Source organism: Microbacterium foliorum, from assembly GCF_006385575.1.
Taxonomy (GTDB): Bacteria; Actinomycetota; Actinomycetes; order Actinomycetales; family Microbacteriaceae; genus Microbacterium; species Microbacterium foliorum_B.
Genome location: NZ_CP041040.1, coordinates 3,588,817 through 3,602,401 on the forward strand (window position 1 = coordinate 3,588,817; position 13,585 = coordinate 3,602,401).

Below are 13,585 nucleotides of genomic sequence, written 5' to 3' on the forward strand. Positions count from 1 at the left end.
CGTCCAGCCGAGTGACCGGGGACGACTCCTGGTCTCAGACGACCGCGTGCCAGGCCTCTCGTAGTGCCGCCATAGAATCCCTCATCTCCGGGTCAGGGAGGTAGACAGGTCCGTCGGAGATGTCGACGTTTCGCAGAGGGTCATCCGTGAGGTGCTGCGGGAACACATGGCAGTGAAGATGCGGGGCCCGATGCCCCATCACCAAGTAGTTGATCTTCCGCGGGTCGAATGCCTCATCGACGGCCCGGCCTGCGCGCTGGACATCGCGCCAGAACTCGCTGAGCTGACCGGCGTCCAGCTGACTGAGGTCAGTGAGATGCTCGCGGAGGATGACCACGGTGTAGCCGGGATGCGCCTGGTTGCGCACCAGTCGCATGTGAGTCATGTCGGTCGAGGCCACCAGGATGCTGTGCTCGTTCTCCGGCAGATGTGCGTCGGCACACATGCCGCAGAGCTCCGGGTCCACGAGTTCGGCCCACTCCTCATCCGTCCACCACATCGGACCATGTAACCAGGGGAATGCCGCTGCCGGTCGCCTCGAGCGCCGCGGGTCGCTATCCTCGAGCCATGCGTTTCACCGTTTCGTCGTGGTGGCTGCCGGAGCAGCCGTAACGCATTGACGCGCGGGCTGCACGGCAGCCCGCGACCCCTTCGCGGCACCATGTCCGTGCAGCTCCTCTCGAATCAGGAGCAGATCATGGACTCGTACGCCGCAACCCTCGCTCGCATGCCCGACCTTCGCGAGGCGATCGCGGAGCATCCAGAGAAGTACCGCGTTCTCACCGGGGAGCGCCCCACGGGGAGGCTGCACCTCGGCCACTACTTCGGCACCATCCGCGAGCGTGTCCGATTGCAGGATGCCGGTGTCGAGACGTTCATCATCCTGGCCGACTACCAGGTGATCACCGACCGCGACTCGGCCGGTGATGTGCGAGACAACGTGTACGGCGCGATCCTCGATTACCTCGCCGCCGGTCTCGACCCGAAGACCACCACGATCTTCACCCATTCCTCGGTGCCGGCCCTCAACCAGCTTCTGCTCCCCTTCCTCAGCCTGGTCACCGAGGCAGAGTTGCACCGCAACCCGACGGTCAAGGCCGAGCTCGCCGCATCCGGTCGAGCCCTGAGCGGCCTGCTGCTCACCTACCCCGTGCACCAGGCGGCCGACATCCTGTTCTGCAAGGGCAACCTCGTTCCTGTGGGGAAGGACAACCTGCCGCACGTCGAGATGACACGCACGATCGCGCGTCGCTTCAACGACCGCTATGGCCAGGTGTTTCCCGAGCCGGCGGCTCTCGTGACCGACACCCCTGAGCTTGCCGGCCTCGACGGTCGCAAGATGTCGAAGAGCTATGGCAATGCCATCGCGCTGGGGATGACAGCTGACGAGACGGCCGACGCCATCAGGCGCGCTCCCACCGATTCGGAGCGGGTCATCACCTACGACCCCAAGAATCGGCCAGGAGTCTTCGGGCTGCTCGCGACGGCCGCGGTCGTCCTCGACCGCACTCCGAGGGAGATCGCGGACGAGGTCGGCGGCGCGGGGGCCGGTGCGCTCAAGCGCCTGACGACCGAGGCGGTGAACGAGTTCCTCGCAGACCACCGCGCACACCGTGCGACGCTCACCGTGGCTGATGCCGCCGCCGTGCTCCGAGAGGGCAACGAGCGCGCGGAATCCATCGCGAACGACACTCTCGACGAAGTGAGAACGGCGATGGGCATGACGTACTGACGGCCGTCAAGAGGTCAGTACGGCTGAGCTACGTATCGCTTCGTCGTCTCCTGCATCCGTCACGGATGACTGGCCGTTTCACGGATGGCTGACCGATCGACGGCGAGTCGCCCGCCAGTCGGGTATCAGCCAGCCGATCGGCCGCCCGCCGAACCCGCCAGCCCGAAGTACGCGAGCTCCGCGTCGTTCAGCATCCGCGAGCGGATGAGGAACCGCATCCCCGTCGGGCCCTCGACCGAGAAGCCCGCACCTCGACCCGGCACGACGTCGATGGTCAGGTGCGTGTACTTCCAGTACTCGAACTGCGACTCCGACATGAAGACCTCGACCGGGGCCTCGAGTCCGACATCGAGCGCCCCCAGCAGCACGTCTCCGGCCCCCGTGATGAACATGCCCACGGGGTAGCACATGGGCGACGAGCCGTCGCAGCATCCACCCGACTGATGGAACATCAGAGGTCCGTGCTGCACAGTGAGATCTCGCACGAGGGATGCCGCGGCATCCGTCACGTCGACCCGCTGGTAGGTGCCGATACTCACCATGCTCCGCGCCTTCCTGGGGTGGTTCGAGGGCAGATGGTTCCGGGCGGACGCTGAGGATGCAGCGCCCGCCCGGGGTCGAACTCAGAAGAAGCCCATCGGGCCCTCCGCATAAGAGACCAGGAGGTTCTTGGTCTGCTGGTAGTGGTCGAGCATCATCTTGTGGTTCTCACGCCCGACGCCCGACTGCTTGTATCCGCCGAACGCGGCGTGCGCCGGGTACTGGTGATACGTGTTGGTCCAGACGCGGCCCGCCTCGATCGCCCGCCCCGCGCGGTAGGCGGTGTCGCCGCTGCGACTCCACACTCCCGCGCCGAGTCCGTAGAGCGTGTCGTTCGCGATCGAGATCGCGTCGTCGAAGTCGTCGAACGAGGTGACCGACAGCACCGGCCCGAAGATCTCCTCCTGGAAGATACGCATGTCGTTCGTGCCCTCGAACACGGTCGGCGCGACGTAGAAGCCCTCGCTGAGGTCGCCGCCGAGGTCGACGCGGTCGCCACCCGTGAGCAGCCGCGCGCCGCCCTGCTTGCCGATGTCGATGTAGCTGAGGATCTTCTCCAGCTGATCGTTCGACGCCTGCGCGCCGATCATCGTGGCGGGGTCGAGCGGGTTGCCCTGAATCACCTTGCCGACGCGTTCGAGTCCGTCGGCGAGGAAGCCGTCGTAGATCGACCGCTGGATGAGCGCACGCGACGGGCACGTGCAGACCTCGCCCTGGTTCAGCGCGAACATCGTGAAGCCCTCGAGCGCCTTGTCGTAGAAAGGGTCGGCGGTGTTGCGGGCGACGTCCTCGAAGAAGACGTTGGGGCTCTTGCCTCCGAGTTCGAGTGTCACGGGGATCAGGTTCTGCGAGGCGTACTGCATGATCAGGCGCCCGGTCGTGGTCTCCCCCGTGAAGGCGACCTTGCGGATGCGCTTGTGCTGCGCGAGCGGTGCACCCGCCTCGATGCCGAACCCGTTGACGATGTTGACGACACCCGCCGGCAGCAGGTCGCCGATGATGTCGAACAGGAACAGCAGGGATGCCGGAGTCTGCTCTGCCGGCTTGATGACCACGCAGTTGCCTGCGGCGAGCGCCGGCGCGAGTTTCCATACGGCCATCAAGATCGGGAAGTTCCACGGGATGATCTGGCCGACCACTCCGAGCGGCTCATGGAAGTGATACGCGACGGTGTTCTCGTCGAGCTGGCTGATGCCGCCCTCCTGCGCCCGGAGCACGCCGGCGAAGTAGCGGAAGTGATCGACCGCGAGGGGGATGTCGGCGGCGAGCGTCTCGCGCACCGGCTTGCCGTTCTCCCAGGTCTCGGCGACGGCGATCTCTTCGAGGTGCTGCTCGATGCGGTCGGCGATCCTGTTGAGCACGACCGAGCGTTCGGCCGGGCTGGTCTTGCCCCAGCTCGCGAACGCCTTCCAGGCGACGTCGACCGCGCGGTCGATGTCTTCGACGGTCCCACGACCCACCTCGGTGAACGGCTTGCCGTTGACCGGACTCACGTTCTCGAAGAACTGACCCTTGACCGGATCCACGAATTCTCCGCCGATGTAATGGCCGTACCGCGGTCGGTAGGTCGCGACGGCGCCCGGCTGGCCGGGAGCGGCGTACGCGGAGGATGCGGGGGCGGTGGACACGTCTTCTTCGACGATCGTCATCGGAACTCCTTCGACGGGCCACGGCGTCGGTGCTGCGGCTGTCCTCTGACGGTAGGTCGGCGGAGGTTGCGCTCCGATGCGCAACGTTGCGAACGGTTGCACGGCGATCCCAGGCTGGATCCGCTCGGATGGCTGATGATTCCCCGGATGGCGGGCATACCGTCGGCGTGTACACGTCCGGGCGGGGATCCGTCAGCCGTATGACCCCGCGTCAGCGATCTTCGATGCGTTCGATGCGCGCGACGAGTCCCGCGCGCTTCGGTGACCGGGCCGGCAGCATCTCGAGAGCGAGACGGAGAGCCGCGGCATCCCCCTGCCCCTCCGGAATATCGGCGTACTCCAGGAGCACATCGAGGCTCGCTTCCGAGAGCATCGCCTCGCGCAGCGCCGCCCTCACCGACTCTCGGAACTCCTCCACACCGGGCGAGGTCGATTCGGGAAGCACGGGGCCGCGATAGGCGGTCAGTGCGACCCGATGCGCGCCTCGGTCGAGCAGCGAGAGCACGTCGTGCGCGTCGGTCTCGAGGGGCACCGTCAGTCGGTAGGGCCGGGATTCGGGAACGAGGCTGGGCGCGTGCTTCTCGAGCACCTTGCGCAGGCGCACCATCTCAGGGCGCAGAGTGTCGGCGGATGCGCCGGGTCCGTAGACGAGTTCGCTCAGGCGCTCGGCAGACAGGCCCTGCCGGTTCACCGCGAGCATCAGCAGGATGGCCGCGTGGCGAGCGCTGAGCTCGATCATCGACTCCTCGAGTTCGGTCTCGGACTCCAGGCGCGCTCTGTCCCGCCCGAGCACGTGCAGGGTCGCGCGGGTCGTGGGCTTGGCGCGAGACGAGAAGGTCGTGGGGCGTGGCGCGTCGCTGCGCGCCCGAAGCCGCGCCACCATCAACTCGGACTCGACCGCCCGCGCCGTGGCATCGACCAGCAGCCGTGCCTGAGTCGAGACGACTTCGTCTCCGCCCGTGACGTCGATCACTCCGAGCACGCGCCGCGTCTCAGGGTCGCGCACGGGCGCCGCGGTGCACGACCACGGATGCACGAGTCGGTTGTAGTGCTCGGCCCCGCGGATCTGCACCGAGTGCTCGAGCTCGAGCGCGGTGCCCGGGGCGGTGGTGCCGACGGCATCCTCCGCCCAGTTCGCTCCGGCGACGAATCCCATCCCCTCGGTGAGCGACTGCAGCTGGCGGTCGCCTTCGATCCAAAGCAGCCGGCCGGCCTGATCGCCGACGGCGACCACGACCCCCGACTCTTCGGGGGTGCCGGGCAGAAGCAGGGCACGGATCATGTCCATGGCGGATGCCAGCGGATGCGCGAGTCGATAGGCCTCGAGCTCCTCGCTCACGAGCTCGATGCGTGGGGCTTCCTCGGGCGCGACCCGGCCTCTCCACGAGCGCACCCACGACTCCCGGACGAGAGGACGCACCTGCTGCAGTCGATGATCATCGAGGTTGCCGGCGATGAGTTCTTCATGTGCGCGCTCGATCAGCAGACGAGAGGCCTCAGGAGGACCATCACGTGACACCTGCCACGACGCGACCACAGCATCTCCATTCGTCGTCGGTGGAGCGTAACCCCAGTGTAGGAGCCGGATGCCGCGGGCGTAACCCGCGATATTCCGCCGAGGCACGGGTCCCTTTACTGGTATACCGGCACTTCGGTCCAGAGTCCGTAATATGCACGAAGGCACCTGCTGGTGCGACCTTGACGGCCTCTCGCGACCCGTGCGACGCCCCGGGGCGCGGTGACACCCCGAGGCGAACCCTCGCGGTGCACACTTCGGCCCATCAGATCGATGCAGATGAGCGAGGTGCATCGTCGCGATCGGAGAGATCATGCCAACGGGCCCCGTCGCGCCGTTCGAGGTTCGGCGATGGCTGCGCTACGCGTACTGATCGTCGATGACGACCCGATGGTCGCACAGCTGCATCGGATGTTCGTCGAGCGGACCCCCGGTTTCGTCGTGACGGGCATCGCGTCCTCCGGCGAGGCGGCGATCGAGATGGTGGACGGCGACCGTCCCGACGTCGTCCTGCTCGACCTCCAGCTTCCCGGCATCTCGGGAATCGATGTTCTGCGCCTGTTGCGCACGCATCCCGGCGACGATGTCGATGTCATCGCCGTCACCGCAGACCGCAGGGCGAGCAGCGTCGCGCAGATGCGGACGCTGGGCGTCGCGCACTATCTCGCCAAGCCGTTCTCGCTGCGAGAGCTTCGCTCTCGGCTCCGATCGGTGGCCCGGGTGCGCAGCGCCCTCTCATCGCGACAGATCTTCGACGGCCAATCCGAGATCGACGAGGTCATGCACAGCGAGTTCGTCGTCGACATCTCGCCCGGCCGACCCGACGACCCCACCGATCGGGACATCCGAGCCGGGCATCCGCTCGATCTTCTGCGTGAGCGCGCCGATCTCGCGATCTCGGAGCAGGCCCACTCGATGGATTTCACGCTGCACGCCCTCGCTGACTCGCTGCACGTCTCGGCACGCCAGCTGCAGCGGGCGTATGCACGCGACGGACGCTCGGTGCAGGACGCGATCCGTGATCATCGGGTCGGAGTGGCCGCGATGCTGATGCTCGGAGTGGAGCGCCTGACGGCGACCGAGATCACCCGGCGAAGCGGCTTCAGCAGTCCGCGCAGCTTGCGGCGCGCCTTTCAGGACGTGCACGGGGTTCCTCCCGCTCGCTGGCGAGCCGCGCACGCGACGGTCGAGATCGACGAGTCGGAATAGCGACGGGAAACGGACAGAACGCGTCGGGCTGATGAGGAAGGGCCCTGCCGTGGTCAGGCGCGTCGACGCGAGCCGCGAAGATGTTCGGGAGGTCGCTGTGGCGCGAGACGCGACGTGATCGCCGCTCGTGCGACGTGATCTCGGTCGCGCGTGGGGCGCGACACGGCACACGTCCTCGGACGTCTGCGTGAGAGGAGCCGATGAGGCTCCTCGCCGTGAGGGGCGTTCGACTGGGGGGACCCCCCTCATGGGCGCGCCGCGCGCGGGCCGTCAGGGAGTGGAGCTGCTCGATGGGCTCAGGCCCTGGCGGCCCACCATTCGCGGAGGCGCCGCTCGGCGGCATCCGTTCCGATGACGCCCTCGTCGAGACGCAGCTCGAGCAGGAATCGGTAGGCCTCACCGACCTCGCGACCGGGCGCGATGCCGAGGATGTTCTGGATCTGGTTGCCGTCGAGTTCCGGACGGATGGAGTCGAGCTCCTCCTGCTCGCGCAGCGCGGCGATACGCGACTCGATGTCGTCGTACGCCGAGGCGAGCCGCCCCGCCTTGCGCTTGTTGCGCGTGGTGACGTCGGCGCGGGTGAGGATGTGCAGTCGCTCGAGCTGGTCGCCCGCATCGCGCACGTAGCGGCGCACCGCAGCATCCGTCCAGGCTCCCTCGGCGTAGCCGAAGAACCGCAGATGCAGTTCGATCAGCTTCGACACGGCCTCGGCGGTGTCGGAGTCGAACCGCAGCGCCTGCAGCCGCTTGCGCGCCATGCGCGCTCCGACGACGTCGTGGTGGTGGAACGTGACGACGCCGCCGTCTTCGAGCTTGCGGGTGCGCGGCTTGCCGATGTCGTGCAGCAGGGCCGCGATGCGCAGGGCGACATCGGGCTCTGCGCCCGGGGTGCGAGCGTGCTCGAGCGAGATCGCCTGCTTGAGCACCGTGAGCGAGTGCTCGTAGACGTCCTTGTGATGGTGATGCTCGTCGACCTCGAGACGCAGAGCGCTCACCTCGGGGAGGAACTCCTCGATCAGCCCCGTGTCGACCAGCACGCGGACACCGCGCACGGGGTCGTCGGTCTGCATGAGCCGCACGAGTTCCGACTGGATGCGCTCGGGGCTCACGATCTCGAGAGTCGCGCGCAGCTGTGCGATCGCGTCGATGGTGTCGTCGTCGATGCGGAAACCCAGCTGAGCGCTGAAGCGCGCAGCGCGCAGCATCCGCAGCGGGTCGTCACCGAACGACACGTGGGGGTCTGCGGGAGTGCGCAGGACACCGGCGATGAGGTCTTCTACTCCTCCGGTCGGATCCACGAGCTTCACGGCCGGAACCAGCAGCGCCATCGCGTTGACGGTGAAGTCGCGTCGGTGCAGGTCGGCCTCGATCGTGTCGCCGAACTCGACGGTCGGCTTGCGGGTCACTCCGTCATAGCTGTCGGCTCGGTAGGTCGTGACCTCGACCTGCTCGCCCTGCACACGCGCGCCGATGGTGCCGAACGCCCGGCCGATGTCCCACTGGGCGGTCGAGATCGGCTTGACGATGCGCAGGATGTCGTCCGGCATCGCGTTCGTCGTGAAGTCGAGGTCGTGGGTCGGCCTGCCGATAAGGGCGTCACGCACGGGTCCGCCGACCACGGCGAGCTCGAAGCCCGCTGCCTCGAAGGCCTCGGCGAGGGTGCGGACGACCGGGTTCTCGGCGAGCGCGCCGAGACGGACGAGGCCGTCAGCCATATTGAGCATGGGTTCCAGCGTACCGGGGTGCGGGTGTCATCCGTCGGCGTCGGGTGAGTCCGGGCACAGCTTCGGATGCGGGGGCCGACAGGCCGTTCGACGTCCGATCGCTCCGGTGAGTCGTCCCCGCGATCCGAATCCGTGCGCCGACGCCATCCCGGTCCTAGGATCGGCATCGTGAGCGGAGAACAGAGCGATTCCCCCGCAGCGCCTGTGCCCTCCCGGCGGGGGTTCCTCAAGATGGGCGGCGCCGCACTGGCCGGCGCCGTGATCGGTGGCGCCGGCGGCGCGGCGATCGGTGCGCACGTCGCGAATCAGCGCAGCGGCTTCGCAACCGAGCCCGATCCGTTCGCCGCACTCACTCCGCGCAGCGAACCCGGGTTCGACCACCTCGTCGTGGTGATGGGCGAGAACCGCTCGTTCGACAACCTGCTCGGGTACCTGTATTCGAAGGACACGCTGCCTGCGGGCGAGAAGTTCGAGGGTCTCGCGTTCGGCACGCACAGCAACACCGCGGCTGACGGCACGGTCGTCGACGCACACGTCTACACGGGCGACACCGACCGGATCATGAGCCTCCCCGACCCCGACCCGGGCGAGGAGTATCCGCACGTGAACACGCAGATCTTCGGCACGGTAGACCCGAAAGACAACGCCGACCTCTTCGTCGACCAGATGTCGGCCCCGTTCAACGCACCGACGCACGGCGAGAAGGCGACGATGTCGGGGTTCCTCGAGGACTACATCATCAACTTCCGCCGTCTGCGCAACGGCGCCGAGCCCCAGCCCGATGAGGCCGCGCACATCATGGGCTCCTTCTCCCCTGAGATGCTGCCTGTGCTGTCGACGCTCGCCTCCGAGTTCGCGGTGTTCGACCACTGGTACGCGGGGGTGCCGTCGCAGACGTTCTGCAACCGGTCGTTCTTCCATGCGTCGACCTCGCATGGCTTCGTCACCAACCAGGCCGGCGGCGGGTACCGCAAATGGCTCGATGCGCCCGCGGCGCCGACGGTGTTCAACCGACTCGAAGACGAGAAGGTCAGCTGGAAGATCTACATCGACAAGCTGCAGCTGGTGTCGTTCACCGGGATGCTGCATGCCGCGGTGCTCGAGAAGTACTGGCGCACCGAGCATTTCGGCACGATGGAGGACTTCTACGCGGAGGCTGCGAACGGCACCCTGCCGGCATACGCCTTCATCGAGCCGCGCATGGTCTACGACCACAACGACTTCCATCCGCCGTTCGGCTCGCCGCGCGAGAGCGAGGTCGACGGCGAAGCCGTGTATGACAGTGCGATCTCGGATGTGCGCGCCGGTGACCGGCTGATCCACGACATCTACGAGGCCGTGCGCACCAGCGCGTCGCCGAAGGGCTCCAACGCCGTCAACACCCTGCTGCTCATCACCTTCGACGAGCACGGCGGATGCTACGACCATGTGCCCCCTCCTTCGGCGACGAAGCCGACGAAAGACACCGAGGCGGGCGAGATGGGGTTCACCTTCGATCGACTCGGATGCCGAGTGCCGGCGATCGCCGTGTCGGCCTACACGCGGCGAGGCACCGTCGTCCACGACGAGATGCACCACGGGTCGGTCACGTCCACCCTCTCGCGCCTGCACGGCCTGAAGCCGCTCAACGACCGCGACCAGTCGGCGAACACGCTGTTCAACGCCGTGAACCTCGACCAGCCCCGGCATCCGGCCGACTGGCCCGTCACGACACCCGCGTACACGCCCCCGAATCCCGAGCGCGCTGAGCCGAAGCCCGGTGACCCCACCGAGATGAAGCCTCTCACCCCGCCCGCCCGCGGTCTGCTCGGTCTGCTCATCGCCAAGTACGGCAAGCCGGGAGAACCCGAGCCCGAGACGTTCGCCGACGCCTACCGTCTGCTGCACGAGCACGGCGAGGAGCTGTTCGGCCCCGCGGACTCGAAGTAGCCGCGGCAATAGGCTTGCCGCATGACCGACAGCGCCGTGCTCACCGCCTTCTGGAACCACGTCCGCGCAGAGAATCCTGCGCTTCCGGAGCAGACGCCCGGCGCCTGGGCATTCGGTGCGACGCCCGCGCATGCCGACGCCCTGCTGGCGCTGGTGCTCGACGGGGTGAAGACCGGCACCGCCTCCGCGCAGTGGGACTACGACGAGACGGGTGATCCCGAGCCGTACGTCGGTGAGCTGAGCATCATCCTCGACGGATCCGGTGCGCCGCGGGCGGTGCTCGAGACGACCGCCGTCCGCACCGTGCCCTTCGACGAGGTCACCGAGGAGCACGCGCACTCCGAAGGCGAGGGAGATCGCACTCTCACCTACTGGCGCGAATCACACGAACGGTACTGGCGCGCCCACTCCGAGAGCCCTCGGGGCTTCGAGGCCGACATGCCGATCATCTGCGAGCGCTTCCGCGTCGTCCACCCCGCCTGACCGGACCGTCTGTCTCGGAGGGGCGAGTCTCAGTCGCCGCGGAGTCCGTCGCTTCGGAGCATGAAGAAGGGCGGATGCCGTCAGCATCCGCCCCCTCTCATCGGCTGAACCCGTCGGTCGTCAGACCGGATCGCCCTGCACAGGGCCCTCGGTGTTCGGCTTCCAGCCGAGCGCCGGGGCGACGTGCGTCGCGAAGGACTCGAGCACGTGGAGGTTGTAAGCGGGGCCCAGCTGGTTCGGGATCGTCAGCAGCAGGGTGTCTGCCGACATGACCGCCTCGTCGGCCAGGAGCTGCTGGATGAGCACGTCGGGCTCGGCCGCATACGTCTTGCCGAACGTCGAGCGGAAGCCGTCGATGATGCCGATCTGGTCGGCGTTCTCCTCGCTGCGCAGGCCGAAGTACGCCCTGTCCATGTCGGAGACCAGCGGGAAGACGCTGCGGCTCACCGAGACTCGCGGTGCACCGGTGTGGCCGGCCTCTTTGTAGGCGGCGCGGAAGAGGTCGATCTGCTCGCGCTGCAGCTGGTGGAACGGCACCCCCGTCGCCTCGGTGAGAAGCGTGGAGCTCATCATGTTGAGACCCTTGCGCCCGGTCTCCTCAGCCGTGGCCCGTGAGCCAGAGCCCCACCAGATGTGGTCGCGCAGAGTCGGTGACTGCGGCTCGATCGCGAGATAGCGGCCGGCGCCGACCATGCGGGGGTCGCCGGGGGCGAGGCCCTCGCCGTCGATGGCGCGGAGGAAGAGGTCGAACTTCTCGCGCGCGATCACGCTGCCGCGCTCGGGGTCCTCCTCGTCGTGGAAGCCGAAGGTCTCGTATCCGCGCAGAGCCGTCTCGGGTGACCCACGGCTCACGCCGAGCGCGATGCGCCCGTCGGCGATCAGGTCGAGAGCGGCCGCCTCCTCGGCGAACTGGAACGGGTTCTCGTACCGCATGTCGATCACGCCGGTGCCGACCTCGATGCGCTGCGTGCGTGCGGCCATGGCCGACAGCAGCGGCATGGGCGACGCCGCCTGGCGAGCCCAGTGGTGAACGCGCACCGAGGCGCCGTTCACGCCGATCTCGTCGGCACCCTCCGCGATCTCGATGGTCTGCTTCAGCATGTCTCCCGCGGTGCGGGTCGCCGAACCGGGCACGTCTGCATAGTGCCCGAAGGAGAGGAATCCGAAAGCCTTCATGGTGTATTCGAACGCATAGATGCGGTGCAGTATTCCTTCGTCACTCCCCCGCGATCAGCAGGCCGTCGAGCACGAGCTGTCGGATGCGGGGTTCGAGGTCGGCCCACAGCTCGACGAGCGGCACCTCGAACAGGTCGGCGAGGGCCGAGACGATCTGCATGACGGTGAGATCGCCGTCGCACGCTCCCACGAAGCCGGCGAGCGCGGGATCCACCGCGATCGTGCGCGCGAATCCCCCGCCCTGTCGGAGTTCGATGATGCTCGGATCATCGTTCCCGGGGAGCAGATGGCGTGCCTCGGTGACGTCGGGCGCGACGAGCAGCGTCGCGGGCACTCCTGCCGCGAGCACGTCGTGAGCGGCGAGGCCCGAGCGCAGTGCACCGCCCACGTTCGAGACGGGTTGCGTCACCCGCTCGAGACGGCGCAGCGGGATGCCGTCGGCGACCGGCCGGCGCACCAGGATGTAGCCGAATCCGACCGCCGTGACGCCTCGAGCGGTGAAGTCGTCGAGCCAGGCCGTGAGCAGCGGGGTGAACGCGGCGTCTCGCGGCGTCGTGCCCCCATCTCGGATCCACAGTTCTGCGTACCCGAGCGGTGAGAGCTCCTCACGCTGGATCACCCATAGGTCGAGGTCGCCGGGAACCCACGACGAGAGGCGGTCGAGACCGGAGCGACCGGTGAGCGATGCCTGACCTCCGCGGGACTCCCAGTTGCCGAGCAGCTGCGCCACACCTCCCGGGGTCAGGAACGACGGAACCGCACGCAGGAACTGCTCGACGAGCGCGTCGCCGACGAGGCCTCCGTCGCGGTACTCGTACTCGGGCACGCCTTCTGCGCGCGGGGTGATCACGAAGGGCGGATTCGAGACGATCAGGTCGAAGGCCTCACCTGCTACGGGCTCGAACATGCTCCCCAGGCGGAACTCGATGTTCGAGACGCCGTTCAGCTGGGCGTTCAGCTCGGCGTATGCGAGCGCACGCGCCGAGATGTCGGTGGCCACGACCGAACCTGCGTGACGAGCGACCAGAAGCGCCTGGATGCCGCATCCCGTGCCCAGATCGAGAGCGCGGTCGACCTCGATCGGCATGATGATCTCGGCGAGGGTGCGCGAGGCTCCGCCGACGCCGAGCACGTGATCCGCCGGAAGCGCACCATCGAGCGCCACCTCATCCAGGTCGCTGGCGATCCACCATTCGCCCATCCCGTCTGAGTTGACGAACGGCTGCGGCCGCAGAAGAGAAGTGGGAACAACGGTGCTCCCCTCGATCCGCGCGAGGCCGAGAGCGGCGAGGCCGTCGGCGCCGAGTCTCGGCAGAGCCTCGGTCACAGCGGCGAGCGGCTGCGGCATTCCGAGCACCAGCAGCCTGCCGAGAGTGGCGAGCACGCCGTCGTCATCGGCGATCGCGCGCAGGATCGGCTCACGCATGCCCCTGGCGAGCGCGTCGTCCGCTTCTTCGCCCCACAGGCGGCGAAGCGGCTCCGAACGCAGATCCGCGTCGTCGAGATCTGCAGCGAGCGCGGTGCTGCGGAGCGGATCGGGTGCAGGGGTGAGGGTGTCGGACACGGCCGTCACTCTACGCGTCTTCAGGGTTCTCATTCAGCCGGACGCCTAGAATCACAAGGTCAG

The 13,585-nt window shown here is 67.7% G+C and carries 11 protein-coding genes; 4 read left to right on the plus strand and 7 right to left on the minus strand.

The features are described 5' to 3' along the window. Positions 1–34 precede the first annotated feature (34 nt). Positions 35–499: an HIT family protein gene (locus FIV50_RS17415; protein WP_140038522.1), complete on the minus strand. Its 465-nt coding sequence runs from the start codon at positions 497–499 to the stop codon at positions 35–37. A gap of 198 nt (positions 500–697) precedes the next feature. Between FIV50_RS17415 and trpS the strand changes: the two genes are divergently transcribed. After that, positions 698–1,732, plus strand: coding sequence for a tryptophan--tRNA ligase (gene trpS / locus FIV50_RS17420; protein WP_140038858.1), 1,035 nt, complete (start codon positions 698–700; stop codon positions 1,730–1,732). 125 nt (positions 1,733–1,857) lie between these two features. Here trpS and FIV50_RS17425 read toward each other — a convergent pair whose 3' ends face one another. From FIV50_RS17425 to FIV50_RS17435, 3 genes are all read right to left on the minus strand, one after another. After that, entirely contained in the window at positions 1,858–2,274 is a 417-nt protein-coding gene (locus FIV50_RS17425) for a DUF779 domain-containing protein (RefSeq protein ID WP_140038523.1), read from the minus strand. Positions 2,275–2,355: 81 nt separating this feature from the next. After that, positions 2,356–3,921: an acetaldehyde dehydrogenase ExaC gene (exaC, locus tag FIV50_RS17430; RefSeq protein ID WP_140038524.1), complete on the minus strand. Its 1,566-nt coding sequence runs from the start codon at positions 3,919–3,921 to the stop codon at positions 2,356–2,358. Positions 3,922–4,132: 211 nt separating this feature from the next. Continuing rightward, positions 4,133–5,458, minus strand: coding sequence for a GAF domain-containing protein (locus FIV50_RS17435; RefSeq protein WP_140038525.1), 1,326 nt, complete (start codon positions 5,456–5,458; stop codon positions 4,133–4,135). A gap of 330 nt (positions 5,459–5,788) precedes the next feature. Here FIV50_RS17435 and FIV50_RS17440 point away from each other — a divergent pair, with 330 nt between their 5' ends. Continuing rightward, the gene (locus FIV50_RS17440; RefSeq protein ID WP_181164270.1) at positions 5,789–6,646 is read left to right on the plus strand and encodes a response regulator; all 858 of its coding nucleotides are present in this window, start codon (positions 5,789–5,791) and stop codon (positions 6,644–6,646) included. A 296-nt stretch (positions 6,647–6,942) separates the two neighbouring features. On the opposite strand, the gene FIV50_RS17445 is transcribed toward FIV50_RS17440, so the two are convergent. Beyond that, positions 6,943–8,370: a CCA tRNA nucleotidyltransferase gene (locus FIV50_RS17445; protein ID WP_140038527.1), complete on the minus strand. Its 1,428-nt coding sequence runs from the start codon at positions 8,368–8,370 to the stop codon at positions 6,943–6,945. Between the two features lie 168 nt (positions 8,371–8,538). Here FIV50_RS17445 and FIV50_RS17450 point away from each other — a divergent pair, with 168 nt between their 5' ends. Then, positions 8,539–10,299, plus strand: coding sequence for an alkaline phosphatase family protein (locus FIV50_RS17450; protein ID WP_258184335.1), 1,761 nt, complete (start codon positions 8,539–8,541; stop codon positions 10,297–10,299). 21 nt (positions 10,300–10,320) lie between these two features. After that, the gene (locus tag FIV50_RS17455; protein ID WP_140038529.1) at positions 10,321–10,782 is read left to right on the plus strand and encodes an ASCH domain-containing protein; all 462 of its coding nucleotides are present in this window, start codon (positions 10,321–10,323) and stop codon (positions 10,780–10,782) included. A gap of 120 nt (positions 10,783–10,902) precedes the next feature. On the opposite strand, the gene FIV50_RS17460 is transcribed toward FIV50_RS17455, so the two are convergent. Beyond that, positions 10,903–11,958, minus strand: a complete 1,056-nt coding sequence (locus FIV50_RS17460; protein WP_140038530.1) for an LLM class flavin-dependent oxidoreductase — start codon at positions 11,956–11,958, stop codon at positions 10,903–10,905. A gap of 40 nt (positions 11,959–11,998) precedes the next feature. Beyond that, positions 11,999–13,555: a DUF7059 domain-containing protein gene (locus tag FIV50_RS17465; protein WP_140038531.1), complete on the minus strand. Its 1,557-nt coding sequence runs from the start codon at positions 13,553–13,555 to the stop codon at positions 11,999–12,001. Positions 13,556–13,585: the final 30 nt, after the last annotated feature.

Bases quoted from the DNA above. Each gene is read 5' to 3' on its own strand.
- FIV50_RS17415 (WP_140038522.1), bottom strand. From the start codon at position 499: ATGTGGTGGACGGATGAGGAGTGGGCCGAACTCGTGGACCCGGAGCTC.
- trpS (WP_140038858.1), top strand. From the start codon at position 698: ATGGACTCGTACGCCGCAACCCTCGCTCGCATGCCCGACCTTCGCGAG.
- FIV50_RS17425 (WP_140038523.1), bottom strand. From the start codon at position 2,274: ATGGTGAGTATCGGCACCTACCAGCGGGTCGACGTGACGGATGCCGCG.
- exaC (WP_140038524.1), bottom strand. From the start codon at position 3,921: ATGACGATCGTCGAAGAAGACGTGTCCACCGCCCCCGCATCCTCCGCG.
- FIV50_RS17440 (WP_181164270.1), top strand. From the start codon at position 5,789: ATGGCTGCGCTACGCGTACTGATCGTCGATGACGACCCGATGGTCGCA.
- FIV50_RS17445 (WP_140038527.1), bottom strand. From the start codon at position 8,370: ATGCTCAATATGGCTGACGGCCTCGTCCGTCTCGGCGCGCTCGCCGAG.
- FIV50_RS17455 (WP_140038529.1), top strand. From the start codon at position 10,321: ATGACCGACAGCGCCGTGCTCACCGCCTTCTGGAACCACGTCCGCGCA.
- FIV50_RS17460 (WP_140038530.1), bottom strand. From the start codon at position 11,958: ATGAAGGCTTTCGGATTCCTCTCCTTCGGGCACTATGCAGACGTGCCC.
- FIV50_RS17465 (WP_140038531.1), bottom strand. From the start codon at position 13,555: ATGAGAACCCTGAAGACGCGTAGAGTGACGGCCGTGTCCGACACCCTC.